The 26,201-nt window shown below is 68.5% G+C and carries 25 protein-coding genes; 10 read left to right on the forward strand and 15 right to left on the reverse strand.

Features of this window, described 5'->3' with window-relative positions; all coding sequences use genetic code 11:
- Positions 1-47: 47 nt before the first annotated feature.
- Positions 48-767 carry an SDR family oxidoreductase gene (locus tag ACWESM_RS03740; RefSeq protein WP_364429470.1) on the forward strand — a complete coding sequence of 240 codons (720 nt, stop codon included), beginning with the start codon at positions 48-50 and terminating at the stop codon, positions 765-767.
- Positions 768-770: 3 nt separating this feature from the next.
- Here ACWESM_RS03740 and ACWESM_RS03745 read toward each other — a convergent pair whose 3' ends face one another.
- From ACWESM_RS03745 to ACWESM_RS03770, 6 genes are all read right to left on the reverse strand, one after another.
- Positions 771-1,565, reverse strand: a complete 795-nt coding sequence (locus ACWESM_RS03745) for a 3-oxoacyl-ACP reductase (protein WP_397276950.1) — start codon at positions 1,563-1,565, stop codon at positions 771-773.
- Positions 1,565-2,923, reverse strand: a complete 1,359-nt coding sequence (locus ACWESM_RS03750) for an aldehyde dehydrogenase family protein (protein ID WP_355077752.1) — start codon at positions 2,921-2,923, stop codon at positions 1,565-1,567. Before ACWESM_RS03750 ends, ACWESM_RS03745 begins: the two co-directional genes overlap by 1 nt.
- A complete protein-coding gene (locus ACWESM_RS03755) occupies positions 2,920-3,666 on the reverse strand; it encodes a gamma-glutamyl-gamma-aminobutyrate hydrolase family protein (protein WP_364429475.1) in 747 nt (248 codons plus the stop codon). The genes ACWESM_RS03750 and ACWESM_RS03755 overlap by 4 nt, the downstream gene beginning before the upstream one ends.
- The gene (locus ACWESM_RS03760; RefSeq protein ID WP_452490908.1) at positions 3,647-5,011 is read right to left on the reverse strand and encodes a glutamine synthetase family protein; all 1,365 of its coding nucleotides are present in this window, start codon (positions 5,009-5,011) and stop codon (positions 3,647-3,649) included. The genes ACWESM_RS03755 and ACWESM_RS03760 overlap by 20 nt, the downstream gene beginning before the upstream one ends.
- Positions 5,012-5,153: 142 nt before the next feature.
- Positions 5,154-6,542: a lipase family protein gene (locus ACWESM_RS03765; protein WP_452490909.1), complete on the reverse strand. Its 1,389-nt coding sequence runs from the start codon at positions 6,540-6,542 to the stop codon at positions 5,154-5,156.
- 151 nt (positions 6,543-6,693) lie between these two features.
- Positions 6,694-7,833, reverse strand: coding sequence for an esterase/lipase family protein (locus tag ACWESM_RS03770; protein WP_355077759.1), 1,140 nt, complete (start codon positions 7,831-7,833; stop codon positions 6,694-6,696).
- A gap of 275 nt (positions 7,834-8,108) precedes the next feature.
- Between ACWESM_RS03770 and ACWESM_RS03775 the strand changes: the two genes are divergently transcribed.
- The 3 genes from ACWESM_RS03775 to ACWESM_RS03785 all read left to right on the forward strand — a co-directional run bounded on the left by ACWESM_RS03775 (position 8,109) and on the right by ACWESM_RS03785 (position 11,382).
- Positions 8,109-9,356, forward strand: a complete 1,248-nt coding sequence (locus tag ACWESM_RS03775; protein ID WP_356961039.1) for a PucR family transcriptional regulator — start codon at positions 8,109-8,111, stop codon at positions 9,354-9,356.
- Positions 9,357-9,475: 119 nt separating this feature from the next.
- Positions 9,476-10,645 (forward strand): thiolase family protein, encoded by a 1,170-nt coding sequence (locus ACWESM_RS03780; protein WP_397276940.1) that lies wholly within the window; start codon positions 9,476-9,478, stop codon positions 10,643-10,645.
- Entirely contained in the window at positions 10,642-11,382 is a 741-nt protein-coding gene (locus ACWESM_RS03785) for an SDR family NAD(P)-dependent oxidoreductase (RefSeq protein ID WP_355077765.1), read from the forward strand. Before ACWESM_RS03780 ends, ACWESM_RS03785 begins: the two co-directional genes overlap by 4 nt.
- Before the next feature lie 207 nt (positions 11,383-11,589).
- Here ACWESM_RS03785 and ACWESM_RS03790 read toward each other — a convergent pair whose 3' ends face one another.
- The 3 genes from ACWESM_RS03790 to ACWESM_RS03800 form a co-directional block, all read right to left on the reverse strand.
- On the reverse strand, positions 11,590-11,919 hold the full coding sequence (locus ACWESM_RS03790) for a transglycosylase family protein (RefSeq protein ID WP_355077766.1): 330 nt from the start codon (positions 11,917-11,919) through the stop codon (positions 11,590-11,592).
- A 595-nt stretch (positions 11,920-12,514) separates the two neighbouring features.
- The gene (locus ACWESM_RS03795) at positions 12,515-12,979 is read right to left on the reverse strand and encodes a PaaI family thioesterase (protein WP_355077768.1); all 465 of its coding nucleotides are present in this window, start codon (positions 12,977-12,979) and stop codon (positions 12,515-12,517) included.
- Between the two features lie 144 nt (positions 12,980-13,123).
- Positions 13,124-14,269, reverse strand: coding sequence for an acyl-CoA dehydrogenase family protein (locus ACWESM_RS03800; RefSeq protein ID WP_452490910.1), 1,146 nt, complete (start codon positions 14,267-14,269; stop codon positions 13,124-13,126).
- Between the two features lie 110 nt (positions 14,270-14,379).
- Between ACWESM_RS03800 and ACWESM_RS03805 the strand changes: the two genes are divergently transcribed.
- On the forward strand, positions 14,380-15,051 hold the full coding sequence (locus ACWESM_RS03805) for a TetR/AcrR family transcriptional regulator (protein ID WP_355077771.1): 672 nt from the start codon (positions 14,380-14,382) through the stop codon (positions 15,049-15,051).
- A gap of 17 nt (positions 15,052-15,068) precedes the next feature.
- On the opposite strand, the gene ACWESM_RS03810 is transcribed toward ACWESM_RS03805, so the two are convergent.
- Together ACWESM_RS03810 and ACWESM_RS03815 are read right to left on the reverse strand one after the other, a co-directional pair.
- Entirely contained in the window at positions 15,069-15,635 is a 567-nt protein-coding gene (locus ACWESM_RS03810; protein WP_364429493.1) for a type 1 glutamine amidotransferase domain-containing protein, read from the reverse strand.
- A 60-nt stretch (positions 15,636-15,695) separates the two neighbouring features.
- Positions 15,696-16,355: a MerR family transcriptional regulator gene (locus tag ACWESM_RS03815; RefSeq protein WP_397276936.1), complete on the reverse strand. Its 660-nt coding sequence runs from the start codon at positions 16,353-16,355 to the stop codon at positions 15,696-15,698.
- 106 nt (positions 16,356-16,461) lie between these two features.
- Between ACWESM_RS03815 and ACWESM_RS03820 the strand changes: the two genes are divergently transcribed.
- From ACWESM_RS03820 to ACWESM_RS03835, 4 genes are all read left to right on the forward strand, one after another.
- On the forward strand, positions 16,462-17,424 hold the full coding sequence (locus tag ACWESM_RS03820) for a hypothetical protein (RefSeq protein WP_412805823.1): 963 nt from the start codon (positions 16,462-16,464) through the stop codon (positions 17,422-17,424).
- On the forward strand, positions 17,421-17,867 hold the full coding sequence (locus ACWESM_RS03825) for an ABA4-like family protein (RefSeq protein WP_355077779.1): 447 nt from the start codon (positions 17,421-17,423) through the stop codon (positions 17,865-17,867). The genes ACWESM_RS03820 and ACWESM_RS03825 overlap by 4 nt, the downstream gene beginning before the upstream one ends.
- Positions 17,864-18,397 (forward strand): DoxX family protein, encoded by a 534-nt coding sequence (locus ACWESM_RS03830; RefSeq protein WP_452490911.1) that lies wholly within the window; start codon positions 17,864-17,866, stop codon positions 18,395-18,397. The genes ACWESM_RS03825 and ACWESM_RS03830 overlap by 4 nt, the downstream gene beginning before the upstream one ends.
- Before the next feature lie 328 nt (positions 18,398-18,725).
- Positions 18,726-19,679, forward strand: a complete 954-nt coding sequence (locus tag ACWESM_RS03835; RefSeq protein ID WP_452490912.1) for an alpha/beta hydrolase — start codon at positions 18,726-18,728, stop codon at positions 19,677-19,679.
- Between the two features lie 85 nt (positions 19,680-19,764).
- On the opposite strand, the gene ACWESM_RS03840 is transcribed toward ACWESM_RS03835, so the two are convergent.
- Positions 19,765-21,270, reverse strand: coding sequence for an MFS transporter (locus ACWESM_RS03840; protein ID WP_452490913.1), 1,506 nt, complete (start codon positions 21,268-21,270; stop codon positions 19,765-19,767).
- 48 nt (positions 21,271-21,318) lie between these two features.
- On the opposite strand from ACWESM_RS03840, the gene ACWESM_RS03845 reads away from it, so the two are divergent.
- Positions 21,319-22,221, forward strand: coding sequence for a LysR family transcriptional regulator (locus ACWESM_RS03845; protein ID WP_364429512.1), 903 nt, complete (start codon positions 21,319-21,321; stop codon positions 22,219-22,221).
- Positions 22,222-22,266: 45 nt separating this feature from the next.
- Here ACWESM_RS03845 and ACWESM_RS03850 read toward each other — a convergent pair whose 3' ends face one another.
- The 3 genes from ACWESM_RS03850 to ACWESM_RS03860 form a co-directional block, all read right to left on the reverse strand.
- Positions 22,267-23,346, reverse strand: coding sequence for an ADP-ribosylglycohydrolase family protein (locus ACWESM_RS03850; RefSeq protein ID WP_397276925.1), 1,080 nt, complete (start codon positions 23,344-23,346; stop codon positions 22,267-22,269).
- Between the two features lie 26 nt (positions 23,347-23,372).
- A complete protein-coding gene (locus tag ACWESM_RS03855) occupies positions 23,373-24,503 on the reverse strand; it encodes an esterase/lipase family protein (protein WP_452490914.1) in 1,131 nt (376 codons plus the stop codon).
- 164 nt (positions 24,504-24,667) lie between these two features.
- A complete protein-coding gene (locus tag ACWESM_RS03860) occupies positions 24,668-26,158 on the reverse strand; it encodes a long-chain-fatty-acid--CoA ligase (RefSeq protein ID WP_452490915.1) in 1,491 nt (496 codons plus the stop codon).
- Between the last annotated feature and the right edge of the window lie 43 nt (positions 26,159-26,201).

A 26,201-nucleotide genomic window follows, 5' to 3' on the forward strand; every position in this document is an offset into this window, starting at 1 on the left:
CTCGTTTATATTTCGAGACACAGAGCTTCGAAAATCAGGAGGATGTTGTGGGCAACCGGGTCGTCATCGTGGGCGGTACATCGGGCATCGGCCTGGCCGCGGCGCGCAGGCTCGCCGACCACGGGCACGAGGTGATCGTCGCGGGTCGCGACAAGGGCAGGCTCGAGGCCGCATTGGCCGATCTCGGCGAGAACGTCACCGGCCGTACCGTGGACGCGCGTGACGAGGCGGAACTGACCCGATTCTTCGCGGAGATCGGGCCGATCGACCATGTGGTGGTGACCGTGACCGGACCGTCGGGCACGACGCCGTTCCGTGAGCTCGAACTCGAGCATCTGCGCCGCCACGTCGAGGGCAAACTGCTCCCGCACACCGCCGCGATGCAAGCCGCGCTGCCGCACCTGAACGAGGGCGGTTCGATCACCCTGGTGTCGGCGGCCTCGGCGGGCGGCTCGATGCCCGCCACCGCGGCGCTGGCGGCGGTCAATGCCGGTGTGGAGGCGATGGTTCCGGTGCTGGCGGTCGAGCTCGCGCCATTGCGCGTGAACGCGGTGTCCCCCGGCGTGATCGACACCGAATGGTGGAGCTTCCTGCCCGACGGCGCGCGCACCGAGGTCTTCGACCAGATCGCCGCGACCACGCCGGTGGGGCGGGTCGGCACCGCCGACGACGTGGCCCACGCGATCGAATTCCTGGTGGACAACGCGTTCACGACCGGAATCGTGGTGCGCGTCGACGGCGGCGCACGATTGGGCGCGCCGAAGTAGGTCCTACAGCGGCGTCACGTAGGCGCCCGCGATGCCGCCGTCCACCAGGAACTGGGACGCGGTGATGAACGAGGAATCGTCGCTGGCGAGGAAGGCCACGGCAGCGGCGATCTCCTCCGGTTCGGCGAACCGGCCGAGCGGCACGTGCACCAGGCGGCGGGCGGCGCGCTCCGGGTCCTTGGCGAACAGTTCCTGGAGTAGCGGGGTGTTCACCGGCCCGGGGCACAGGGCGTTCACCCGAATGCCGTCGCGGGCGAACTGCACGCCGAGTTCGCGGCTCATCGCCAGTACGCCGCCCTTGGAGGCGGTGTAGGAGATCTGCGAGGTCGCCGCACCCATGACCGCGACGAACGAGGCGGTGTTGATCACCGATCCTTTGCCGCGCTCGAGCATGTGCTCGATGGCGTACTTGCTGCACAGGTACACGGAGGTCAGGTTGACCTCCTGAACCCGCCGCCACGCGTCGATGCCGGTGGTCAGGATCGAATCGTCCTCCGGCGGGGAGATGCCCGCGTTGTTGAACGCGATGTCCAGCCCGCCGTAGGTGTCGACCGCGGTCTGGAAAAGGGCCTTGACCTGGTCTTCGTCGGTGACGTCCACGTGCACGTACCGGCCGCCGACCTCCTTGGCGGCCGCCTCGCCGGTCCCGGCGTCGATGTCAGCGACCACCACCTTCGCCCCCTCCGCCGCGAAGCGACGGACCGTGGCCAGACCGATACCGCTCCCGCCGCCGGTGACGACGGCGACTCGATCCTGTAAGCGCTGCAACGTATCTCCTGTCGGATGTGCGGGTGTCACTACGTGGCGAGGAAGACGTTCTTGGTCTCGGTGAAGGCGAGCGCGGCGTCCGGGCCGAGTTCGCGCCCGAGCCCGGACTGCTTGAAGCCGCCGAACGGCGTCCAGTACCGCACGGACGAATGCGAGTTCACCGACAGGTTGCCCGCCTCCACACCGCGGGCCACGCGCAGCGCGCGGCCGACGTCGCGGGTCCAGATCGAACCGGAGAGGCCGTAATTCGTGTCGTTGGCGATGCGCAGCGCGTCGGCCTCGTCTTCGAACGGGACCACCGCGACCACCGGCCCGAACACCTCGTCGGTGAGCACCCGGTCGGTGGGCGCGCCGGGCAGCACCACGGTCGGCGGATACCAGAATCCGGGACCGTCGGGCGCGCTTCCGGTGAACGCGACCTTGGTCGAGGGTTGCACGAACTCGGCCACTCGCTCCCGGTGCGCGGCCGAGATCAGCGGGCCCATCTCGGTGGATTCGTCGGACGGGTCGCCGACGCGCACCCCCTGCACAGCGGGTTCCAGCAACTCCAGGAACCGGTCGAACACACTGCGCTGCACAAGGATCCGGGAGCGGGCGCAGCAGTCCTGCCCGGCGTTGTCGAAGACGCCGTAGGGCGCGGTCGCCGCCGCCTGTTCCAGGTCGGCGTCGGCGAACACGACGTTCGCGCTCTTGCCGCCGAGTTCCAGCGTCACCCGCTTCACCTGCCGAGCGCAGCCCGCCATGATCCGCGTGCCCACCTCCGTGGAACCGGTGAACACCACCTTGCGGACGGCCGGGTGGGTGACGAAGCGCTCTCCCACCACCGACCCCTTGCCGGGCAGCACCTGGAACACACCCTCGGGCAGGCCCGCCTCGAGCGCCAGTTCACCGAGTCGCAGCGCGGTCAGCGGCGTCAGCTCGGCGGGTTTGAGCACCACGGTGTTGCCCGCGGCGAGCGCGGGCGCGAAACCCCAGGCCGCGATCGGCATCGGGAAATTCCACGGCACGATCACGCCGACCACGCCGAGCGGTTCGTGGAAGGTGATGTCGACTCCACCCGCGACCGGAATCTGACTGCCCAGCAACCGTTCCGGCATTCCGGCCGCGTAGTGCAGCACGTCGCGGACGTTGCCCGCCTCCCAACGCGCGTTGCCGATGGTGTGCCCCGCGTTGGCGACCTCGAGCCGGGCGAGCTGCTCCACATCCGCGTCGACCGCCTCGGCGAACCGGCGCAGCAATCTCGCCCGATCGCCGGGCGCCACCTCGCGCCACCCGGCCGCCGCGCGCTGCGCCGCGGCGACGGCGGCATCGGTCTCGGCTTCGCCGACGAGCTCGACGGTGGTGACCACCTGTTCGGTCGCCGGGTTGAGCACCTGCGCTGTCGTCACGAGTCCCGCTCCCTTCGATAGGTGTCCGCCGCCTCGGCCAGCGCCCGCACCAGCCCGCGATCGGTGGCGTCGGCCTCCGGATGCCACTGCACGCCGACCAGGAACGACCCGTCGGTGGACTCCGCGGCCTCGATCGTGCCGTCCGCGGCGTACGCGGTGGCGGTCAGGCCCTCGGCGAGCCGATCGACGGCCTGGTGATGGTGGCAGTTCACCTTCACCTCCGGACCGGCCAGCCGCGCGACCCGGCTGCCCGCGATGGTCAGCACCCGGGTCGCGGTGAACCCGCCCTCGACGCCGGAGTGCTCCTCGTGTCCGACCACATCGGGCAGATGCGGGATCAGCGTGCCGCCGAGCGCCACGTTCGCCAGTTGCAGCCCGCGGCACACCGCGAGAATCGGCATGCCCGCGGCTCTGGCCAGCTCGAACAGGCCGAACTCCGACTCGTCCCGGTCCGGCCTGGTGTAGCCGGGGATTCCGGCGGCAGGGCCGCCGTAGCGCGCTGGATCGACGTCCGCGCCGCCGGTCAGCACCAACCCGTCGAGCCGTCGCACCAGCTCGGGACGCGCGACGCCGGCGGGCGGCAACAGCACCGGGATGCCACCCGCGGCGGCCACCATCTCGACGTAGGCGTGCGGCAGCACCGCGCACGGCAGATCCCACGCGTTGAAGCGGGCCTGCTCCACATAGGTGGGCAGGCCGATCACGGGACGGGCTCCCGCGACCTCAGAGTCGTTCGAAACCACGGATACGCTCCCAGTCGGTGACCGCGGCGTCGTAGGCGTCCAGTTCGACCCGCGCCGCGTTGCGATAGTGCTCAACTACATCATCACCGAAGGCCGCGCGGGCCACCGCGCTGTCGCCGAACAGCTGGGCCGCTTCGCGCAGCGTACGCGGCACACGGGGGCGCTCGGAGTGATAGGCGTTGCCGTGGAATTCCGGCTCGAGCGGCAGCCGCCGGTCGATGCCGTGCAGTCCCGCTGCGATCAGCGCGGCCACGGCCAGGTACGGGTTCACGTCACCGCCGGGCACCCGGTTCTCGAAGCGCAGCCCATGGTCCTCGCCGACCACGCGGATGGCGCAGGTCCGGTTGTCCCGGCCCCACGCGATCGCGGTCGGCGCGAAGCTGCCCGCGACGAATCGCTTGTAGGAGTTGATGTTCGGCGCGAGCAGGTAGGTGAACTCGCGCATGCAGTCCAGCTGGCCCGCGATGAAGTGCCGCATCAACGGCGACATGCCGTCCGCGCCGTCCCCCGCGAAGACCGGCTCGCCGGCCTCGCCGCGCAGGCTCAAATGAATATGGCAGGAATTGCCTTCCCGCTCATTGTATTTCGCCATGAAGGTGAGGCTGCGCCCTTCCTGCGCCGCGATCTCCTTCGCACCGGTCTTGTAGATACTGTGGTTGTCGCAGGTGACCAGAGCTTCGTCGTACCGGAACGCGATCTCGTGCTGGCCGGGGTTGCACTCGCCTTTGGCCGACTCGACATACATCCCCGCGCCGTCCATCTCCTTGCGGATACGGCGCAACAACGGCTCGATCCGCCCGGTGCCGAGCATCGAGTAGTCGACGTTGTACTGATTGGCCGGCGTCAGCCCGCGGTACCCCGCGTTCCAGGCCGCCTCGTAGCTGTCGTCGAACACCAGGAACTCGAGTTCGGTCCCGACGAACGCGCGCAGGCCGCGCTCGCTCAAGCGGTCCAACTGTTTGCGCAGCACCTGGCGCGGTGAAGCCGCGACCGCCCGCCCTTCCGGCGCCACGTGCTCGACGTCGCAGAGCACCAGCGCGGTGCCCGGCCACCACGGGGCCGTCCGCAGCGTGCGCAGATCCGGCCGCAGCACGACGTCTCCGTACCCGGTCTCCCAGGACGAGAGGGCGTATCCGTCGACGGTCGTCATGTCCACGTCCACCGCGAGCAGGTAGCCGCAGGCCTCGGTGGCGTGCTCGAGCACCTCGTCCAGGAAATAGCGTGCCGCGCAGCGCTTCCCTTGCAGTCGCCCCTGCATGTCGGTCATGGCGACCAGCACCGTGTCGATCTCACCCGTATCGACCTGGTCCCGCAATTGCGCCACACTCAGCATCCCGCTACGCATCCACGACCCCTCTCGGCACCAACCGTGCTCACGCTAGAGCAAAACGGACACCTTTGTGACGTGACACCGGAATCTCGTTCCCGGCGCGTAACGGTGTGCGATCAGGCCAGCTCAGCAACGTCTCGGTGGTGGCCGAGCAAGATCAGGACAACGGATTGCGGAGCGCCGCGGAAAAGACCGACAGGCGGCGCGGGCCGGGACGCGACAGCGCGGGCGGGCGCGGTGCGCGGATCGGCCGTCCGAGCCACATGCGCACGAGCAAGGCCGCGAATCGCAGGTGGCCGCGCAGCGCCGGACCGGCGAAGGCGAGCGACCAACGCGTCTGCGTACCGGCCGCGGGCAGCTCACGACCGGCGAAGCGACCGGCGAGCCAGTCGACCATGACCGGCAGCGCCAGGAATTGCAGCAGCAGATGGGTGCTGAGCCGATCGCGCAAGTAGCGCACGTGGACGCCCGCCGCGACGTAGCGCGCGACGTGGCCGTCCACGTCGGCGGTCGCGATCACCTCGTCGTGCACGCCCTGCAGCACGAGCATGGGCATCGCGGGCGCTCGGCCGCCGGGGTGGATGTCGTCGAGGATCCGCCGCAGCCCGTCCTGCTCGAGCATGGCGGCCAGTCCCGCGTCACTGTGTTTGTCGATGTCGCGCCGGGCGAAGCGATACAGCAGCGGGAACGTCGCGGTGGTCTCGGTCTCGGCCAGCCAGCCGAGATATCGCGCGTCCAGATGCGCGCGCAGCATGCGGTCCAGATCCGGGTAGCCGCGGCGCAGCCCGGCGGTGAAGACGGCCGCGAATCCCGCGAAGAGGGTGCCGTTGAGCCGGACGAACGCGGCGGCCGGATCCCCCACCGGCGACCCGGCGACCGCGCCGACGATATTCAGCTCGGGCGCGTATTCGGCGGCCATTTCCGCGGCCCAGGCCGTGGCCAATCCCCCGCCCGAATAGCCCCACAGCGCCACGGGTGTGGTCGGGTCCAGTCCCAGCGGAACGAAGGCGTGCGCGGCGCGCACCGCGTCCAGCGCGCGATATCCCGGCTCCCTGGCCACGCCGAACCGGCCCGCGGTTCCACCGTGATCCGGCACCGACACCGCCCAGCCCCTCGCCAGGGCGCTGGCGATCAGCGGCAGCTCCAGCTGGGGAATCGACCCCGCCGCCCGTGCGCCGCGCCGGAGCGAATAGGACGGAAGACATTTCGAGGCCACCGCGTCGATCGCGCACTGGAACGACACCAGCGGGCGCGGCTCGGCCGGATCCGCGCCCCACGGCAACAGCACGGTGGTCACCGCGACCTCGGGCACCCCGTTCAGATCACACGTCCGATAGAGCAGTTGCCAGGCCGAGATGCGCTGGGGCACAAGACCGAAGAAGCCGATCCGCACCGCACGCGCGCGAACGATCGCGCCGGGACGCAACCGCCCGACCGCGGGCGGTGGGACGTAGAACGGATCGTCTTCGGGCAGTATCGGCCGCTGCGCGAACGGGGCCGGATCGGGCGGCACTGTACCGCCATCCCATTCGAGTTGCACACTCATCCGGTTCTTCCTTTCGACGGCACGGCCGTGATCGCGGGCATCTCGCGCCGGATCGCCCATATTCACCCAACCAAGGTCGCGCCCGGAAAAGAATTGTCCCGGGTACCAATTAGACGCGCGCGGATTCTCGTGCCGATGCAGTGACAGCGGCTCACCAGCTGCCGTTGCCGCCGACCATCCACGGATTGAAAGTGCATTCCAGCGACGGCTGGGCGACCGGGTCGAGCGCGTGCAGGACGATCGACGCCGCCCGCGGCGAATACATCATCGTCAGGTGGTCGGACATGTCCTGCTCGCACCCGTCTTGCAGCGTGACGTTGTCGACCGTCGCGTCCGGCCCCGCTTGCAGGAACGTCCATTGATAAGGGTTGGTCACCTCGTCGTGCCGCGAGCCGACCGCCGTGTAGGCGACTCCGGGCACCGTGTCGCCCTGGGCGTTCAGACTGGCGTAGAACGGCGAGCCCACCGCTTGCTGGATATTCGCGAGTCCGACCAGCGGCTCGTAGAACCCGAGAATGTTGACGCCCAGATTGTTGATGATCCGGCCCAGCGTGGCGATACCCATCAGCGACGTGCCGTGGTGTGTCGCTCCCAGGCTCACCAATTTGCCCACTTTGCCCTGGCCGCCCTCGAACTTCAGATAATGGTCGGCGACCGTCCCGCCTTGCGAGTGACCGACGATGTCGACGGCCTGCGCACCGGTCGCGGCCAGGACCCGGTCGACGAAATCGCGCAACTGCACGGCCGAATCCTCCATCCGGCCCACGCCGAAGCGCCCCGGCAGGATCGGGCCGAGACCGCCGCCCTCCAGGATGCCGGAACGCCCGAAATTGAAGGCGAACACGCAGAAACCGGCGCGGGCCAGGCGCGGGGACAAGTAGGAGAAGGTGTCGTAGGCGTTGAGCCAGGTGCCGTGCAGCAGCACCACCGGTCGCGGGTGTTCGGCGGTGGGGGTGCAGTTCCAGCGGTTGCCGCCGGGCGGGGCGGCGTCCGGGTGGGTCAGGCCGTAGGCGAAGGCCGCCAGATACGCCGACATCTCCGGGCCTTCACCGAACGCGTCGGAAGCGACGCTGGTCGGCCATCCCGACGAGCTGCCGCTGTCCACGATCGCGCGCGGTTGCCTGCCGTCCGGGGCGGGCGCCAGGCCCGCGCTGATGTAATCGGCCAGGGCCTGCTGGGTCGGTTCGATCTCCTCCCGCGCGTGCGCCGGTCCGTTGCCGAGTGCCGTGGCCATCGTCACGCCCGCGATCACCGCGGCCCCGAGAATCGCCCGTCGAGCGTTGTGCATCATTGCCAACATCGAGTTCACTTCCATTCACGCCGAACCACAGGCGGCCCGGCGGTGAATCGAACACCGCTACAGAATGTTTCCTACGCCACATTCGGATTCGAATGTGATCGGGGACATAGATGCGAGCCGCTTTCCGAATGTATGACTCGCGCCGGGGCGGTGTCACTGCACGCCGAGGAGAAGATTCCGTCTGGAATGTTGGCCCCGAAGCCAAAATTCGCGCGACTGGGCCCGCGACCTTGCCGCGGTTTCCTGTGGTCGGAAACAATCGGCCCATGTCCGTCGCGTTGTCCCCGGTGGCCGGAGACGCTCCGCTCGTCGCCCGGTTGCTCACCCGCTGGCCGCAGATCGCCGAGCGCATGCTCGCCGCAGGCCTCGGCACCACCTCGCCCGCCGCCGATCTGCCCGAGGGGCATTTCACCGCCGAGGTGCTTCCGGCGATCTACGCGTGCGGCCGCGCCGTGCTCCAGGCGATCGGTGAACAGCGCAGCTTCACCAAGGCCGAAGTCGCGACGTTCGTCGCCCCGGTGGCCGAGCGGCACGCCGAGGACCGGTTCCCCCTGCCCGTGCTGATCGAGGCCATTCACGGCTCCGCGCAGTCGGTGCTCCACGAGGCGGCCGCGCTGGCCTCCCGCGAGGAGCTCGACGACCTCGTGCTGGTCGGCAGCCGACTGCTCGACCTGCTCATGCAGATCAACATCACGGTCGTGGAGACCTACACCGAGGTCGAGCAGTCCATCTACAACGCCGAACGGGAGGCGCGCCGGGCGCTGTGCTCGGCGCTGCTGAACGGGTTCCCCGCGGCGGAGCTGGCGGCGCGGGCTGACACCGCCCTCGCGGAGCACTACACCGTGCTCGCCATCCACATCCGGCCCGACGATCAGCCGAGCAAGGTCGCCACACTCGTCGGACGTCGCCGCATCCGCCTGCTGCACCGTGCTCTGGACGCCCTCGCGGGCACCACGGCGCTGGCCACCTTCGACGGCTGGAGCGGAATCGCGTTGCTGCCCAGCGGTTCCGACGCCGAACTCGACGACGCGCGCCACACCGGGCTTGCCACCGAGCTGGCCGAGAACTTCGGGGTTCCGGTATTCCTCGCCGAGTATCCGTCCGTGCCGAAGGACGCCATTCCGCACACCGCGAAGGAAGCCACCGACCTCGCCGAACTCGCGCGCCTGCTCGGCCGTCCGGCGGGCGTCTACCAACTCGACGATCTGCTGTTGGAGTACCAGCTCACCAGGCCGGGCACCGCCCGCACCCGGCTGGCCGAGCGGATCGCCCCGATCCTGGACAGCCCGCACCTGATGGAAGCCCTCGACGCGCACCTGCGCCACGGCTCGGACCGTAAGGCCGCGGCCGCCGAGATCCACGTGCATCCCAACACGTTCAGCTATCGCCTGCGCCGCATCGCCGAACTCACGGGCGTCGATCCCACCGACCCGCACGACTCCCGGCTGCTGGCGGCCGCGCTGACGATTCAGCGCCTGTATCCGGGCAGGCCGCCCGGTGAGGCCAAGGCCTAGGCACGGGGACTCCCTGCGGTCGATCGCGGCCAGACCGTTGGGCACGCCATGGCCCACGACGGAGAATCTATGTTAACTTAACTGCGAATGCCAGTTAACTTAACTGATCGGAGATGGCCATGAGGTCCGCCGTCGTCGTCGATGTCGTCCGTACACCGTCCGGTAAGGGCAAAGCAGGCGGCGGCCTGTCGGACGTACATCCGGCCACCCTGCTCGCGGGTGTGCTCGCCGAACTCGTCGCCCGCAACGACCTCGATCCCGCCGTGGTGGACGACGTGGTCGGCGGATGCGTCACGCAGAGCGGGGAGCAGGCGTTCAACATCAGCAGGACCGCAGCGCTGGCCGCCGGATTCCCGGATTCGGTGCCCGCTACCACGGTGGACCGGCAGTGCGGGTCCAGCCAGCAGGCCGCGCACTTCGCGGCGCAGGGTGTCATCGCGGGCGCCTACGACGTCGCGATCGCGTGTGGTGTCGAATCCATGAGCCGGGCGCCGATGTTCTCCAACGGCCAGGGCAAGGACGCCAACCGCGGTCCGCTCGCCCACCGCTATCCGGACGGCCTCATCCAGCAGGGCATCGCGGCCGAGGTGATCGCCGCCCGGTGGAAGTTCGACCGCGTCGCGCTCGACGAGTTCGCGGCTCGTTCGCATCGGCTCGCCGCCGACACCGCGGCGCGGGGCGGCTTCGACAACGAACTGGTCGCGGCGGGCGCCCTGACGGCCGACGAGACGATCCGGCCCGCCACCACCGGCGAGAGTCTGGCGAAGTTGCGGCCCGCCTTCGTCGACGACCAGTACACCGCGCGCTTCCCCGAGATCGAGTGGTCGATCACGCCGGGCAACTCCTCGCCGCTGACCGACGGCGCCTCCGCCGCACTGATCATGAGCGAGGAGGCCGCCACGAAACTGGGCCTTCGTCCGCGCGCCCGGTTCCACTCGTTCGCCGTGGTGGGCGACGACCCCCTGCTCATGCTCACAGCCGTGATCCCGGCCACCCGCAAGGTGCTGGATCGCGCCGGGCTGAGCATCGATGACATCGACGCCTACGAGGTGAACGAAGCGTTCGCACCCGTGCCCCTGGTCTGGCAGCACGAGTTGAACGCCGATCCGGCCAAGCTGAACCCCCGCGGCGGCGCGATCGCCCTCGGCCACCCGCTGGGCGCCTCCGGCACCCGCATCCTGGCGACGCTGGTCAACCACCTGGAGCAGACCGGCGGCCGCTACGGCCTGCAGACGATGTGCGAGGCGGGCGGCCTGGCCAACGCGACGATCATCGAACGCCTCGGATGAGCGTCCGCACCGCACTGATCACCGGAGGGTCACGCGGCATCGGCGCCGAGGTGGCGCGCCGCCTGGCGGGCGAGGGTTATCACCTGACCCTCGCCGCGCGCACGCTCGACACGCTCGAGCAGACCGCGGCCCGCGTGCGCGCGGAAACGGGAGCCGAGGTGCAGCCGGTGGTCACGCAGATGAACGACCTCGACCAGGTGCGCGCCCTGGTCAAGGCGCATGAGGAACGGTTCGGCGGCATGAACGCGCTGGTGCTGAGCGCGGGCACCGGCACGGCGGGCGCCGTGGCGGACCTGCCCGCGAAGGCGTACGAACGCATGCTGGACGTGAACTTTCGCGCGCCGCTGACGCTCGTCCAGGCCGCGTTGCCGCTGCTGCGCAAGAGCGCGGCCGACGATCGGGAGCGCGGCGCGAAGATCGTCGCGCTCGCTTCGATCACCGGCGTCGCCGGAGAAGCGGGCCTCGCCGCCTACGGGGCCACCAAAGCGGCGCTCATCTCGCTGTGCGAGACGGTATCGCTGGAGGAATCCGCGAACGGCGTCAGCGCGACGGCGGTGTCCCCTGGCTACGTCGACACCGACATGACCGCGTGGAAGCGTGCTGTCCTGGACCGATCGGCCATGCTCACCACCGGTGACATCGCCGAGATGGTCCTGGCGGTCACGCGGCTGTCGCGTAACGCGGTGGTGCCGAACATCGTCCTGTCGCGCGCCGGTGATCAACTGTGGCGGGCCTGAGCACCGTTACCTGACAGCGACTGGCGCGTGGATCCGACCCCTGGAGAGCGGGCGAATCGGCGTTCGGTGAATCCTAATTCGGACCGGATGATCGGATATCGAATTACCGATGCGATTGTCCGAATAAACCGACATTTCGCGAAATTTATTACTGCCGGTAAATAGCTCGGCGCCTACCGCGAATTCGCGGTAGGCGCCGGCGACGCATCAGAGGTAAGAGCCGCACACGGGCCAGGCGCCCGGACCCTGGGTCGCGAGGACGTTCTCCGCGACGCGGATCTGCTCGTCACGGCTGGCGTTGGACGGGCTGCCGCTGCCGCCGTTGGCCTCCCAGGTGCTCTGGGTGAACTGCAGGCCGCCCGAGAAGCCGTTACCGGTGTTGGTGGACCAGTTGCCACTGCTCTCGCACTGCGCGACGGCGTCCCAGTTGTGGGCCGAAGCGGTCGCGGTGGACAGGCCGAACGGCACGGCGACGAAGGCGCCGACAGCCGCGGTGAAGCCGAGAACACGAGTGGTGAATTTACGGTTTTGCGACATGAGATTTCCCGCCTGCGCCCACCGGCTCGGCGAATTCGCCGCGCCCCTGTCCCCAGGGAAGTTCGTGGACACTCGAATCGCGGGACAGGGTTTCCGGCGTTCTGCGATTCGAGCTCGATCTCGGTGTTGCCCCGAGCCGTGACCGACGTTAGCGGAGATGTCGCGACAGATCACGCTCGAATAACGTCGACATAGGTTTGACCCTTGGTCGAGACTTCGCGCCGTTCACCCAGGTCGATCGCGAAAAATCGACCGATACAGATCCGCTGTTATGGCTTCGTTATGTGGCCGAGATCACTGCGATATGGTGAAGCGGATCGCATTTTCGCAGGTCCACGACTTGCGGTAGTAGGCATACCCCGGCCTCGCCCGCCGCCACTCAGGGCATCAGCTACCGAGCCGTTACCAAATCGAAGAACCGGAGATATCCGCGTGACGCCGCGGCCGAACCGGTGCCCCGCGACCGGTCCGTGATCTCGGCGCGGGCACGGCGACCTGGCCGGACACCGTCGTCGGCCCCCCGCCGGCTCGCCACAGCGCGCGGCCGACCGGCGCCGGATGCGTGCCGAACGCCCCGCTCCGGCGCCGAGGCAGGCTACTTGCCGTGCGCCCGCAATTGGTAGAGGCCTTCGGTCTCCGCCACCACAACGCCGTCGGCGTCGGTGACCACGGATCGCAGCGTGAAGTCGGATTTGCCGTTCGCCGCCGCCTCCGCGCCGACGCGCGTGATCTCCTCCTCCGACAACGTCGCCTCCGCGCGCACATCCGTCTTGGCCGGCTTGCGGAAGAAGACGTGCAGATCCTTCACCAGCGGATAGAACGCCGAGTTGTCGAATGTGGCGACCGCGATCGCGCCGCCGAGGATCTCGGCCACGGTGAACAGCACTCCCGCGTACATCACGCCGAAGTGGTTGCCGTTGCCCTCGACGGGCACCGAGGTCGCCGCGAAACCGCGCCGCACCTCCACCGCCTGCACACCCATTTTGTGCGCGATCGGGATGGTGAATTCCAGTGCCCCGTTGACGATGTCCTTGAACGGAGGAGTCTCGACGTCGCTCATCGCAACCGTCCCTTCACGCTGGAGGTGGCCGGCACCTCGTTGTCTCTGCCACGGCCACCTCGGTGGACGTCACCGAAGCGTAGGCCCTGACCGGCGCGGCCCGACAGGGTGTTGGCAGTTTGCCAACACAGTCGGCCGCTCGGCTCACAGACTGCGGGCGATGATCTCTTTCATGATCTCGTTGGTGCCGCCGTAGATCTTCTGGACACGGCTGTCGGTCCACATCCGCGAGATCGGGTATTCGCTCATATAGCCGTAGCCGCCGTGCAGTTGGAGGCACTCGTCGGCCACCGACATCGCGCGATCGGTGGTCCACCACTTGGCCATGGCGACGGTCGGGATGTCCAATTCCCCACGTAGATGCCGCACGATGCAGTCGTCCAGGAACACCCGGGCCACCCGGGTCTCGGTGGCCGCCTCCGCGAGGGTGAACTTGGTGTTCTGGAAGGCGAACAGCGGCTTGCCGAAGGCGTGCCGCTCCTTGGTGTAGCGCAGCGTGACCTCGAGCGCGGCCTCCATCCCTGCCACCGATCCGACGGCGATGATCAGCCGCTCCTGCGGAAGCTGCTGCATCAACTGGACGAAGCCCTGTCCTTCCTGCGTGCCCAGCAGGTTCGACACCGGGACCCGGACGTCCTCGAAGAACAGCTCGGAGGTGTCCTGCCCCTTCTGCCCTACCTTGTCCAGCACTCGGCCGCGGCGGAAGCCCGGCCGGTCGGCCTCGACCAGGATCAGCGAGATGCCACTGGCGCCCTCGCTGGTGTCGGTCTTGGCGACCACGATGATGAGATCGGCCTGGCTGCCGTTGGTGATGAAGGTCTTGGAGCCGTTCACCACGTACTCGTCGCCCTCGCGGATCGCCTTGGTCTTGACGCTCTGCAGGTCCGATCCCGTGCCGGGCTCGGTCATGGCGATCGCGCCGACGACCTCGCCGGTGGCCATCTTGGGCAGCCACTTCCGCTTCTGTTCTTCGGTGCCGTAGTGCAGCAGGTAATGCGCGACGATGCCGCTGTGCAGGGTGGCGCCCCAGGAGGTGTCGAACGCCTTTGCCTGCTCCTCGATCAGCACGGCCTCGTGCGCGAAGGTGCCGCCGCCACCGCCGTACTCCTCCGGGATCGATGCGCACAGCAGGCCGAGCGCGCCCGCCTTGTTCCAGAAGTCGCGGTCGACGTGGTGCTGCTCGATGAACTTGTCGATGTTCGGCGCCAACTCCTTCGCGAAGAACGAGCGGGCGAGCTCGCGCAGGGCGTCCAGGTCGTCGTCGAGCCAGGCGGACCGGTAGGTCGTCATCGGGTGTCCTTGCGAAAGTCTGATACCGACAGTTACGGGTACAGTGTGTACCACGGAACTGCCGGGTACAAGGTGTACCACCCGATTCGCCTGCCGATACGCTGAGCCGCGTGGCACGACGACCTTGGGTGGACACCGCCGACGCGCGGCGTTCCACCAGTGATCGGCCCGGCCGCGACGAACGCCGCCGGGCCATCGTGACAGCCGCGATCGCGGCGATCGAGGAAGACGGCCCGCACGCGCTGACCGGCCGGATCGCCGACCGCGCCGGACTGGCCCGCACGCACGTCTACCGGCATTTCGCCAGCAAAGAGGAACTCGACCTCGCGGTCGCCCGGCACGCGCACCACGATCTGACCGAACGGATTCGCGCGCGCCTGGCGGTGGACGGCACGCCGCTGGACATCATCCGTGCACCCTTGACCCAGCACGTGCGGTGGGCCGCCGAGCATCCCAATCTCTATCGCTTCCTGGTCGGACGCGACTACCGGCGCGGCCGCAACGAACCGCGCGTCGGCGGCAGCGCGTTCGCCGCCGAGATCTCCGCCGCCGCGACCCGCTACCTGCCGGAATTCGGGGCCGACCCACTGGCCGCGGACCGGGTGGTGGTCGCCCTGCTCGGCTTGGTGGATGCCTCGGTGCGGTGGTGGCTGGAACACCACGACACCACCGAAGCCGCCCTGGTCGACCGCCTGACCACCGAGTGCTGGCTGCTCATCGACAACCGGCTGCGCGATCTGGGAATTACGCTCGATCCGCGAAAATCATTGCCTGGCAACTGAATCGAGCCCCACAGAGGTCAGCGCGAGGCAGGGACCACTTCGCGCGTGATCGCGTGCACGAAATCGGATAGGTCACCCGGGTTGCGCGAAGTGAGCAAGGTCCACCCGCCCTCGACGGAGCGGACCGCCGCTTCGTCGACCCACTCGCCGCCCGCGTTGACGATGTCGGTCCGCAGCGAGAAGTAGGAGGTCAGCGTCTTGCCGCGGACCAGTTCGGCGTTCACGAGCAGCCAGGGGCCATGGCAGATCGCGGCGATCGGCTTGCCCGCGCCTGCGAACTCCTTGGCCAGTTCGATCGCCCGGTCGGTGACCCGCAGCTTGTCCGCGTTCACCGTGCCGCCGGGGACGACCAGCACGTCGAAATCGTCGACAGAGACCTCGTGCACCGACGCATCCGGTTGCACGACGGTGTCTTTCTCCGTGTCGTGCAGGTAGGTCTGCACCTCCTCGCGCTTCGGTGCGGCATGGGTGACGCGCGCCCCGCGCTTGCGGAGTTCGTCGCGCGGCACCAGCAGTTCGTCCCGCTCCACTCCCGTATTCGAGGTGATGATCAGCACGCGCGTCCCATTCAGTTGATCGGTCATGAGCCGCTCTCCTTTCGCCTCTGGATGGTCCTGTTTCCGGCATGCCGCGCGAGGGGCGGGCTAAACCTCGCCGGAGGCGCGATCCGCGGCGTCGTCCGCCGACAGCAGCGTGCTGGACAGATGCTCCTGCGCCAGCCTGCGCAGCGCGGCGAGCAGCGTGTCGCCCAGAATCGTTCCGACAATGGCGGTTTCGGTCATCCGCTCGAGGACCGGTTCGTTGCGGACCAGGGCGATGTCGGTGGCGGCGATGGCCTCGCTGGCACCCGCGTAGTCGTCCATCGCGGCGACCACGTCACCGTGGCCGAGCAGACGCAGCGCGGCGCAGACATCGATGAGGGTGTCGCGGGCCGGGCTGTCGTCATCGATCCGCCAGCCGCGCCGGTCCAGCAGTGCCGCGACATCCTCGGCGGCGGCTTCCCGCTGCTCCTCACCGACCTGCGACCTCCGGCCGCCCAGCGCGTACTGGACGTGGCCCAGCGCGTCCCGCGCGGACAGGCTGCCGCTGTCGAGCGCCGCGAGCAGTTCCTTCGCCGCTTCGATGGACACGCCGCCGATATCCACCAGCGCCCGGATCAGCCGCAGTCTGCTGACGTGGGCATCGCTGTATTCGGCCTGATTGCGATGGGTCCGCACGCCGGAGGGCAGAAGCCCCTCGCGCACGTAGTACTTGATCGTCGCGGGAGCAACGCCGCTGGCGCGGCTGAGTTCGGCGATCCGCATCGGACTCCTCGGCTCGGTCGACGTATTGACAGTCGATAGTACAGCTATCCATAATATCTGCTGATAGTACAACTATCGATACTTCAAGTTCCCGAAAGGTCTCCCCGTGACCGCCTTCTCCCAGCGATTCCCCGCACTCTCCTGGCATCGGCCACTGATGCTTCTCGCCGTCGCCATGGCGCTCCTGGTCGCCTGGTCGATCGGGGGCATGATCATCGACGACCGCACCTCGACCGGGTTGCCGATCTGGGCCAAGTCCGCCAAGTTCGCGTTTTCGGTGCTGATCTATGCCCTGACCTGGGCGTGGCTGCTTGCCCAGCTCACCAGATGGCAGCGCGTCGCCTGGTGGGCGGGGACGGTGGCGGCGCTGGGCCTCGCGGTGGAGCTCATCGTCATCACCACGCAGATCGTGCGCGGCACCACCAGCCACTTCAATTTCACGACGCCGCTCAACGCGGCACTGTGGGAGATCATGGGGTCGTCCATCGTGGTGGTCTGGATCGCCACCTTGGTCGCCTCGGCGGCGTTGTTCGCCGATCCGACGGCTGACCCCGCCCGCAACGCGGCGATCCGTTACGGCGCCGCGCTCTCGCTCGCGGGCGCCGCGCTGGGGATGCTGATGGTGCCGCCGACTGCCGAACAACGGGCGGCGGGCAGCGCGATCAGGGGCGCCCACACCGTCGGGCTCGCCGACGGCGGACCCGGCTTGCCCATCCTCGGCTGGAGCACGGCCGGAGGCGATCTGCGTGTCCCGCATTTCCTCGGAATGCATGCGTTGCAGGTGTTTCCGCTGGTTCTACTCGCCGTGGAGTACGGGTCGCGCCGGATTCCGGCCATGCGCTCGGCGGCCACCAGGCGAACGCTCGTCGTGATCGCCGCGGCGGCCTACGCCGCACTGCTCGCGGTGCTGACCTGGCAGGCGCTGCGTGGACAATCGGTGGTCCATCCCGACGTCGCCACCCTGCTGGCTCTCGCCGCCATCGCCCTCGGAGCCGCCCTGTCGGCCGCTGTCGCGCTGCGGACGAAAAAGTTTGTCGTGCAACGCGTCCCGATAGGAGCGGGACTATGACGGAGCTGCTGTTCGACATCACTTTTTGGTTCGCGACCCCCTTCTGGGCACTGATGATCCTGGCCCCGGGATGGCGACGGACCAGCGCGATCGTCGCCTCACCGCTCATCTGCCTGCCTCCACTGCTCGTCTACGCGGCGCTGGTCTTGCCCGAGTTCGGCTCGTTCGCAGCGGCGCTCGTCGATCCGGAACTCGCCGGGCTGCGAGAAATACTGGGCCAGGGGTCGGGGGCCGCGGCGGCATGGGCGCACTTCGTGGCCTTCGACCTGTTCCTCGGGCGCTGGATCTACCTGGACAGTCGCGCGCGCGGCCACACGCCGCTGCTGATCAGCCCCCTGCTCGTCCTCACCATCCTGTTCGCGCCGATCGGCGTGCTGCTCTACCTGCTCATCCGATTCACCACGACACCGGCGCCCGGCCGGACCGTCCCCATGGAGGCATGATGGAAACCCTCATCGTTCTGTTCACCACCCTTTTGTCGCTGCGCGTTGCGGGTGCCCTCGGCGCGCGCCGGTTCGCCGCATGGCCCACCTGCGCCGCCTATGCGCTGGGCGTGATGCTGATCATGACCGGCACAACGCATTTCCTGCCGGAGTCGTTCGCGGACACCCCCGTTCCGACCCACGCCGATCTGCTCCCGATGGTGCCGCCGTTCGTCCCGTTCCCCGGCGCGATGGTCTACCTCACCGGCGTACTGGAACTACTCGGCGCGGCGGGCCTCTTCCTCGCCCGCACTCGCCGCGCCGCCGGTCTCGGGCTGACCGCCCTGTTCGTCGTGATGCTGCCCGCCAACATCTACGTGGCGCTCTCCGGCATCCCGTTCAACGACGCACCCGCACCGCCACTGTGGGAGCGCGTTCCGGAGCAGGCACTGTACATCGGCGTCGCCTTGTGGGCCGCCGGGATGCTGCGCTTCCCGCGACGAGCGACCGGTGACCGAATCGCCCATACCGCGGTGATTTCGAAACAGTGAGCGGCATGACGACCATCGACAGGCCGGTCAGATGAACGCCCTCGATCGAAGTGCGCTTGCCGGCTCCAGCCCTTACCGTGATCCTCACGGCCCGAGCGCTCCGCCTTCGAACGCGATCGTGCGGAGATGAACCGGCCCTGACCGCCATGACATGGGCTCCAGCTCCGGTACACGCCTTCCCGGAATCGCCACGAGTGAGCGGTCGTTCGACCGCCCGACGCAGCACCGGAACGAAACATGCTGCTCGAGCGTGGCTTTCGCGCAGGCAATCCTTCCAAATGGATCGATTTCGCCGAATGATCCACGCGCGGCCGGGTACAACGGAATCGTGAGTGCTTCTAGGTATTTGGGCGCGCTCGTCAGCGCGCTGGCGACAGTTGTCGCGGTGTCCTCCTTCTCCGCTCGTCCCGCCGAAGCCGAGTCCGCGCGGGCGCGCGTGGTGGGGGAGGCCCCGCTCGGCGGATCGGTGTCCCAGATCGATGTCTACTCGCCGTCGATGGACAAAGTGGTCACCAACCGGGTGATCCGGGCGGCGGGCGGCGCACCCGCGCCGACGTTGTACCTGCTCACCGGTATCGGCGGCGGCGTCGACGGAATCTCCTGGTGGGACGATACGGACGTCCGGGAGTTCTTCGCGGACAAGCACATCAACGTGGTGATGCCGGTCGGCGGCGCCTACAGCATGTACACCGACTGGCGCGCCGATGATCCGGCGGTCGGGCGCAACCGATGGCAGACCTATCTCACGCGTGAGCTTCCGGCGACGCTCGACGCCGAACTCGGCACGACCGGGCGCAACGCGATCGCGGGGGTGTCGATGAGCGCCGGATCCGCGGTCGACCTCGCGATCCAGGCGCCCGACGTGTACGACGCGGTGGCGGCCTACAGCGGATGCCCATGGGCCGCGGACGCCGTCGGCGCGGCCATGGTGAGCGCCCAGGTCATCCGTGGCGGGGGCAATCCGGCGAACATGTGGGGCGCTCCGGGCGACGTGATCTGGCGAGCGCACGACGCTTTCGCCAACGCGCCCGCTCTGGCCGGGAAGACCATCTACTTGTCCGCCGCCTCCGGCACTCCCGGTGCCATCGATCGAGGCGGCCTGCCCTTTCCCCCCATCGAGGCGATCGCCAGCTCCTGCACGGCGGCCTTCGCCGATCGTCTCGACGAGCTCGGGCTGTCCGCTGTCCACGTGAATCGCGCGGAAGGCTCGCACACCTGGGGGTTGTTCGAGACCGACCTCCACGAGTCGTGGCCGCACCTGGCGCACGCTCTCGCCGCGTGAGGATTCGGCCGCCGGAGGTCGCCTTCGTGACCGCGGCGGGCGCCTCCGTGCCGGGTGCACGCCTCTTCGTCACGCGCGCCGGAATTCACGCTTTCGAGCGGGTGAGTCCAAGGCCTGTCACGATCGCCAGACCGGCAGTGGCGAGCAGCGCGGCGACGGCGAAGGTCGCGTGTGTTCCCCGGGCCACCTGCTCCGGCGCGGCGCCGATGACGTCGCCGGTTCCCGCCGCGAGAGCGAAGACCGCGCCCATGACCGACGCACCGGTGACGAGACCCAGATTGCGAGAAAGGTTCAGCATGCCCGAGACGAGGCCCCGCTGTCGCGGGTCGACGTCTCGCATGACCGCGGTGTTGTTGGCCGCTTGGAACAGGGCGTAGCCCAGGGTGGTGACCACCAGTGGCAGCACGTAGCCGATGACCCCGGCGCTCGCGGGCAGCAGCGCGAGCGCGGCGGTGCCGCCGATGACACCGCCCAACCCGACGCTCACCATGGTCCTCGCTCCGAAGCGATCCGTAGCGCGTCCCGCGGGCACGCCGGTGAGGGCCGACACCGCGGGACCGGCCGACATCACCAGACCGACCGCGGCCGGATCGAGGTGCAGAGCGCGGGCGAGGTGGAAGGGACCCACGACGAGCGTGGTCATCATGACGGTCGAGACCAGCGCACTGGTCGTCAGGCCCGCGGTCAGGAGCGGATCGCGGAGCATCCCGAGCCTGAGCAGCGGCGCGGAAACGCGGGTTTCGGTGCGGACGAACAACGCGAGGCACGTTCCGGCGACGAGCAGCAATCCGATACCGAGCGGGCCGACCGCGTTTCCTTCGATCGTCATGGCCAGGGCGTAGGCGCCGAGCGCGAGCGCCAGCAGCACTGTACCCGAGATGTCGAAACGCGAACGCGCGCTTCCGATTTCCGGTGCGGCGCCGGTCGGCAGGCGCCTGGCCAGGACCAGGGTGAGCAACCCGAGCGGCGCGACGGCGACGAAGATCGCACGCCAGCCGCAGGCCGCGATGAGCACTCCACCGAGCGAGGGACCCAGCGCGGTCCCGACCGCCGACATCGTCCCGAGCAGTCCCATGACGCTGCCGGTGCGGTGCTTCGGCACGGTCTCGCCGACGAAGGCCATCGTCAGCGCCATCATGCATGCGGCGCCCGCTCCTTGCAGCGCGCGGGCAGCGGCCAGGAAGACGAGATCCGGAGCCAGACCGCACAACATGGTCGCGACCGTGAACACCCCGATACCGCCGAGCAGCAGGCGGCGCCGGCCTGCGACGTCGCCGAGACGGCCCGCGCCGACGACCAGTGTCGTGGTGGCCAGCAGGTAGGCGATCACGACCCACTGCACCTGGTGGAAGGAGGCGTCGAACGCCACCGCCATGGTCGGTAGGGCGACATTCGCGATGCTGATGCTCAGCGAGGGCAACAGCATGGACAACGACAGCGCGAGCAGCGTCCGAGGCAAGGTGGGACGACGGGCGTACGACGTCCGTAGACGGGGTTCTGCTGATTTCAAGACGACCTCTTCGATATGGATGACGCTCTGGACGCTAGGCCCCGCTATCACCTGGCGGAAGACGCAAAGATGGAAACTCATCTGTGCACTGAACGCCATATCCCAGGAGCACTGTGAGATCGTGTGCCCATGGCGCGGCCCGATCTGAATCTGCTGCTCACCTTGGACGTTCTACTCGAGGAGGGCAGCGTGACGCGAGCAGGCGAGCGGCTCGCGCTCAGCCCTTCGGCGATGAGCCGTCAGCTCGCGCGATTGCGCCGGGCCACCGGCGATCCGCTGCTGGTACGGGCGGGCCGGGGGCTGGTGCCCACGCCACGCGCCGTGGAGCTGCGCGACCGCGTGCGCGGCCTGGTCCGGGAGGCCGAAGAGGTGTTGCGGCCCGCCGATCACCTCGACCCGGCCGAGCTTTCGAGAACGTTCACCGTGCGCAGCAGCGACGGGTTCGTGGAGCGGTTCGGACCCGAACTGGTGGCCGAGATCGGCCACGCGGCGCCGGAGGTGCGACTGCGGTTCGTGCGGAAGACGAAGAAGGACACCGATCCCTTGCGAGACGGCACCATCGACCTGGAGACGGGAGTCATCGAGCGCGCGCTGCCGCCCGACATCGTGAGCCGACCGCTGTTCACCGACCGCTTCATCGGGGTGGTGCGTGCCGAACATCCGCTCCGTGCGGGGAAGATCACCGCGGCCCGATACGCCGCCGCACGGCACGTGCACGTCTCCCGGCGCGGCATGGGCGAGGGACTGGTGGACCAGGCGCTACACCCGACCGGCCACCGGCGCGACGTCGTCACCGTCGTGGACGGCTTCGGCGCGGCCTTGGCGCTGGCGAGGGCCTCGGACCTGGTCGCGACGGTCCCGCAGCAGCACACCGTGATCCTGCGGCAGGGCATGCACTCGTTCGATCTGCCGTTCCGCGCTCCGGAGGTGACCGTGTCGTTGTTGTGGCACGTCCGGCTCGACGCGGACCCGGCTCATCGGTGGCTGCGCGGCCGCGTGCTCGATGTGTGCGCGCGATCGGCCGGACCGTGAAGGGCGAGTGAGCGCCGCGTCCTCGCGGTCAGGTACGCGGGGTGCTCACAGGCCTTCGTCGATGGGATAGCGGGCGGCGAGTCCGGACCGGTCGCCGAGCCCGAAATTCATGACGAGGTCGTCGGCGACCTGCACCAGCACGTCGCGTCCCTCGACCGCCGCAACCCACTCCATCGGCAGTCCGGAGACACCGTGGACGGCGCCGACCAGGTTTCCCGCCACCGCGCCCGTGGAATCGGAATCGCCGGAGTGGTTCACCGCCAGCAGCAGCGCGCCGCGGGCATCTCCGGTCCTGGCCGCGTACAAGGCGCAGTACACCGCGATGGCCAGGCATTCCTCGGCGACCCACCCCTCCCCCACGTGCTCGACCTGTTCGGCGGAGACCGGATGCTCGGACAATTCCGCGGCTCGGGTCAGCGCCGCCACCGTCTCCGCACTCGAAGGGACGGCGGCGAGCTGGGTGATCGTCTCCCGTAACGCGATCGGCAGTTCGGTTCCGCTCACGACCCGATCGACCAGTGCCGCGAACGCCCCCGCGGCGAGATATCCCGTGGGGTGCCCGTGGGTCAGCTGCGCGGCCCGGGCGGCGGTGGTGAACGCGAGATCGGGCCCCATCCCGGACAATCCGAAGGGCGCCGACCGCATGACCGTGCCACACCCCTTCGAATGCGGATTCACCGGCCCGCTCGCACCGAACGCGACCGGTGCGAGATATCCGCGGGACTGCTGTCCCAGGCCGGACATGCACGCGTTCCCGGGCGCCCGCACCGCGTACAGGAAGGGCAGACTCGCCAGCCACCCGTCGACGTGTGGCGCGGGCGCCTCCTGCCGCTGAGTCTGCAACCAGCGCAGATAGGCTCGGCGCAAGGCCGGCACCGGATCGGCGCCGGGCCCCGAGCGCAACAGTCCCTCCGCGGTGAACAGTGTCATCTGAGTGTCGTCGGTGATCTGTTGCGGCGCGTCCTGGGCGTGCTGGGGTAAGAAGCCCGTCACGCCTTCGTAGCCGTACCGCTGCCGAATCTGTTCCAGCCGTAGGAATTCGACCGGCCAGCCGAGCGCGTCACCCACCGCTCCGCCCAGCAGAGAACCCCTGACCCGATCGAAGACCGCCATGTAATCCGCCACGAGACACCATCATTGCGCATGGCTGATCAGTGATCCGCTCCGCCGATCATCCATGGATTGAACGCGCAATCCAGCGGCGAGTTCGCCTCCTGGTCGAGCGCACGCAGTGCGATCGAGGCCGCACGCGGGGAGTACATGATCGTCAGATGATCGGACAGATCCTGGGCGCAGCCGTCCTGCAGGGTGATGTTGTGCACGGTCGCGTCCGGCCCCGGAGTCAGGAAGGTCCATTCGTACGGGTTGGAGATCTCGTCGTGACTGGTGCCGACCGAGGTGTACTCGACACCGGGGACGGTGTCACCGTGTTCGTTCAGCTTCGCGTAGAACGCCGAGCCCACCGCCTGCTGAATATTGGCCTGACCGATGACCGGTTCATAGAATCCCAGAATGTTGACGCCTAGATTGGTGATCAGCCGCCCCAAAGTAGCCATTCCCAACAACGAGGTGCCGTGATGGGTGGCGCCGAACGTGACGAGCTTGCCGACTTTTTCGGCGCCGCCTTCGAATTTCAGGTATTGGCTCGACACCGGCCCGCCCTGAGAATGCGCGACGAGATCCACCCGATCCGCACCGGTCGCGGCGCGCACCTGCTCGACGAAATCGCGCAACTGTCGCGCGGAATCCTCCATCGGACCGACGCCGTACCGGCCCGGCAGGATCGGACCGATACCACCGCCTTCCAGCACGCCGGAGCGGCCGTAATTGAAGGCGTAGACGCAATAACCGGCCCGTGCCAGCCGCGGTGACAGGTACGCGAAGGAGTCATAGGCGTTGAGCCAGGTTCCGTGGACGAGGACGACCGGCCGCGGGTGCGCGGCCGAAGGCGTGCAGTCCGGCCGATTCGCTCCCGGCGGAGATGCGTCGGGATGACCGACTCCGTGCAGGAAGGCGGCCAGGTAGGCAGGCATCTCCGGCCCTTCGCCGACCGCGGCGGAGGCGAAACTGCGCGAGGCGGAACCGGAACTGCTGCCCGAGTCGACGATCGCCTTGGGCTGCCTGCCGTCCGGCGTGGGCGAGAGGCCCGCGTTCAGTTCGTCGACGAGTTGCTGCTCCACGGTAGGCGTTTCGAGTTCGGCGTGTACCGCACCCGCTCCCACGCTCATGGAAAGTGCCACGACAACCACACCGAGCAGACCGCGACGAATCCTGTGCTTCATTGCAAAGCCTTCCATAGATGTGTTCGCATTCTCTTGATACGAACACTTTCATCCTGAAGCAGCTGCGGAGCACTGTCACTGCGCTCGACACATAAGTTGCCGGACATAATTGGGCTCCGGATACAAAAAATTCCGCCGCGTGGCCGGAATCGGCCCACCTGAGGTCAGCGGGCGGCGAACTGTTCTTTCAATTTTCGTTTCATGATTTTGTGACTGGGCCCGAGCGGCAGTTCCGCGACGAATTCCACTCGGCGCGGGGATTTGTGCTTGGCCAGGTGCTCACGTCCGAAGGCGAGCACGTCCTCGGCGGTGATCGGCCCGGAAGGCACTACGACCGCGCAGATCTCCTCACCGAAGACCTCGTCCGGGATGCCGATGACCGCGACGGCGGCGACACCCGGATGCCGCAGCAGCGCCGCCTCCACCTCGCTGGGATACACGTTGTACCCGCCGCGGATGATCATCTCCTTGATCCGGTCGACGATCCGCAGATAACCGTCGGTGTCCTTCACGCCGAGATCTCCGGTGCGAAACCAGCCGTCGACCACCACCGCCGCCGTGGCATCCGGATTGCCCGTGTACCCGTTGAACAGATTGTGACCGCGAATCACCACTTCGCCGAGTTCCCCGGCCGGCAGCAACGCGATCCGCTCGGCCAGGGCGGGATCGGCGATCTCCACCTCGACACCCCAGACCGGATGCCCGACGGTACCCACCCGAGAACCGAATATCGGCTGGTTGACCGCCGCGGTCGGCGAGGTCTCCGACAAGCCATAGCCTTCCAGGATTCGCGCGCCGAACGTCTCCTCGAACGCCTCCAGCACCGGCTGCGGCAGCGACGCGCCACCGGAGATGCACAGCCGCAGCCGCGGCAGGCTCGTCCGCTCGCGTGCGGCGGATATCAACCGGACGTACATCGTCGGCACACCGTGGAAAGTGTTGACGCCGTGCTCGACCATGAGCCGGATGGCCTCGGCCGGCTCGAAGCGCGGCATCAGCACCAGCGCCGCGCCCGCGCGCCAGATCGAGTTCATCGAGACCGTCTGGCTGAACACGTGCGACAACGGCAACGCGCCCAGTGCCACGTCGTCGGCGCGTACGTCGTTCGCGTCGAAGGCGTTGACCGTCGCGTTCATCACCAGGTTCAGGTGACTCAACTCGGCGCCTTTCGGCCTGCCGGAGGTGCCGCTGGTGTAGAACACGACCGCGGGGTCCGCGGGTTGTCGCGAGACGAACGAGGCGATCGGTTCCGCGACAAGGGAATCCGGCGCACGGCAGGGAAGGCCGACGGCGGCGGCCGCCGGATGGCCCGCTTCGGCGAAAACCGGATGGCACAGCAGAAGCCGCGCCGCGCTGTCGCGCAGCATGTATTCGGCCTCGGCGGACGTGGACAACGGGTGCACCGGCACCACCACCGCTCCCGCGGCGAGGATTCCGTAGTAGGCGACCGGGAAGTCGACGACATTCGGGCACATGAGCGCCACCCGGTCACCAGGCCGCACACCGAGCCCGATCAAGGCCGCGGCCTGGGCCCGCGCCCGAAGCCACAACTCGGCGAAAGTGATCCGCCGCGCCCCGTCGATCAGGGCGACCCGGTCAGGGCGCCGTCTGGCCTGCTCGGCCGGAATGCTGGCTACCGACAGTGTCGCGTTCATGCCGACCGCCTGGTGAATCTCGACATCGCTCTCCAAAACTAGC

The organism is Nocardia sp. NPDC003999, from assembly GCF_053604885.1.

What these genes read in the sequence shown, in the direction of transcription:
- ACWESM_RS03760 (WP_452490908.1), bottom strand. Translation starts at nt 5,011, where the DNA reads ATGCGTAGCGGGATGCTGAGTGTGGCGCAATTGCGGGACCAGGTCGAT.
- ACWESM_RS03765 (WP_452490909.1), bottom strand. Translation starts at nt 6,542, where the DNA reads ATGAGTGTGCAACTCGAATGGGATGGCGGTACAGTGCCGCCCGATCCG.
- ACWESM_RS03770 (WP_355077759.1), bottom strand. Translation starts at nt 7,833, where the DNA reads ATGATGCACAACGCTCGACGGGCGATTCTCGGGGCCGCGGTGATCGCG.
- ACWESM_RS03775 (WP_356961039.1), top strand. Translation starts at nt 8,109, where the DNA reads ATGTCCGTCGCGTTGTCCCCGGTGGCCGGAGACGCTCCGCTCGTCGCC.
- ACWESM_RS03780 (WP_397276940.1), top strand. Translation starts at nt 9,476, where the DNA reads ATGAGGTCCGCCGTCGTCGTCGATGTCGTCCGTACACCGTCCGGTAAG.
- ACWESM_RS03785 (WP_355077765.1), top strand. Translation starts at nt 10,642, where the DNA reads ATGAGCGTCCGCACCGCACTGATCACCGGAGGGTCACGCGGCATCGGC.
- ACWESM_RS03790 (WP_355077766.1), bottom strand. Translation starts at nt 11,919, where the DNA reads ATGTCGCAAAACCGTAAATTCACCACTCGTGTTCTCGGCTTCACCGCG.
- ACWESM_RS03795 (WP_355077768.1), bottom strand. Translation starts at nt 12,979, where the DNA reads ATGAGCGACGTCGAGACTCCTCCGTTCAAGGACATCGTCAACGGGGCA.
- ACWESM_RS03800 (WP_452490910.1), bottom strand. Translation starts at nt 14,269, where the DNA reads ATGACGACCTACCGGTCCGCCTGGCTCGACGACGACCTGGACGCCCTG.
- ACWESM_RS03810 (WP_364429493.1), bottom strand. Translation starts at nt 15,635, where the DNA reads ATGACCGATCAACTGAATGGGACGCGCGTGCTGATCATCACCTCGAAT.
- ACWESM_RS03815 (WP_397276936.1), bottom strand. Translation starts at nt 16,355, where the DNA reads ATGCGGATCGCCGAACTCAGCCGCGCCAGCGGCGTTGCTCCCGCGACG.
- ACWESM_RS03825 (WP_355077779.1), top strand. Translation starts at nt 17,421, where the DNA reads ATGACGGAGCTGCTGTTCGACATCACTTTTTGGTTCGCGACCCCCTTC.
- ACWESM_RS03830 (WP_452490911.1), top strand. Translation starts at nt 17,864, where the DNA reads ATGATGGAAACCCTCATCGTTCTGTTCACCACCCTTTTGTCGCTGCGC.
- ACWESM_RS03840 (WP_452490913.1), bottom strand. Translation starts at nt 21,270, where the DNA reads ATGAGTTTCCATCTTTGCGTCTTCCGCCAGGTGATAGCGGGGCCTAGC.
- ACWESM_RS03845 (WP_364429512.1), top strand. Translation starts at nt 21,319, where the DNA reads ATGGCGCGGCCCGATCTGAATCTGCTGCTCACCTTGGACGTTCTACTC.
- ACWESM_RS03855 (WP_452490914.1), bottom strand. Translation starts at nt 24,503, where the DNA reads ATGAAGCACAGGATTCGTCGCGGTCTGCTCGGTGTGGTTGTCGTGGCA.
- ACWESM_RS03860 (WP_452490915.1), bottom strand. Translation starts at nt 26,158, where the DNA reads ATGAACGCGACACTGTCGGTAGCCAGCATTCCGGCCGAGCAGGCCAGA.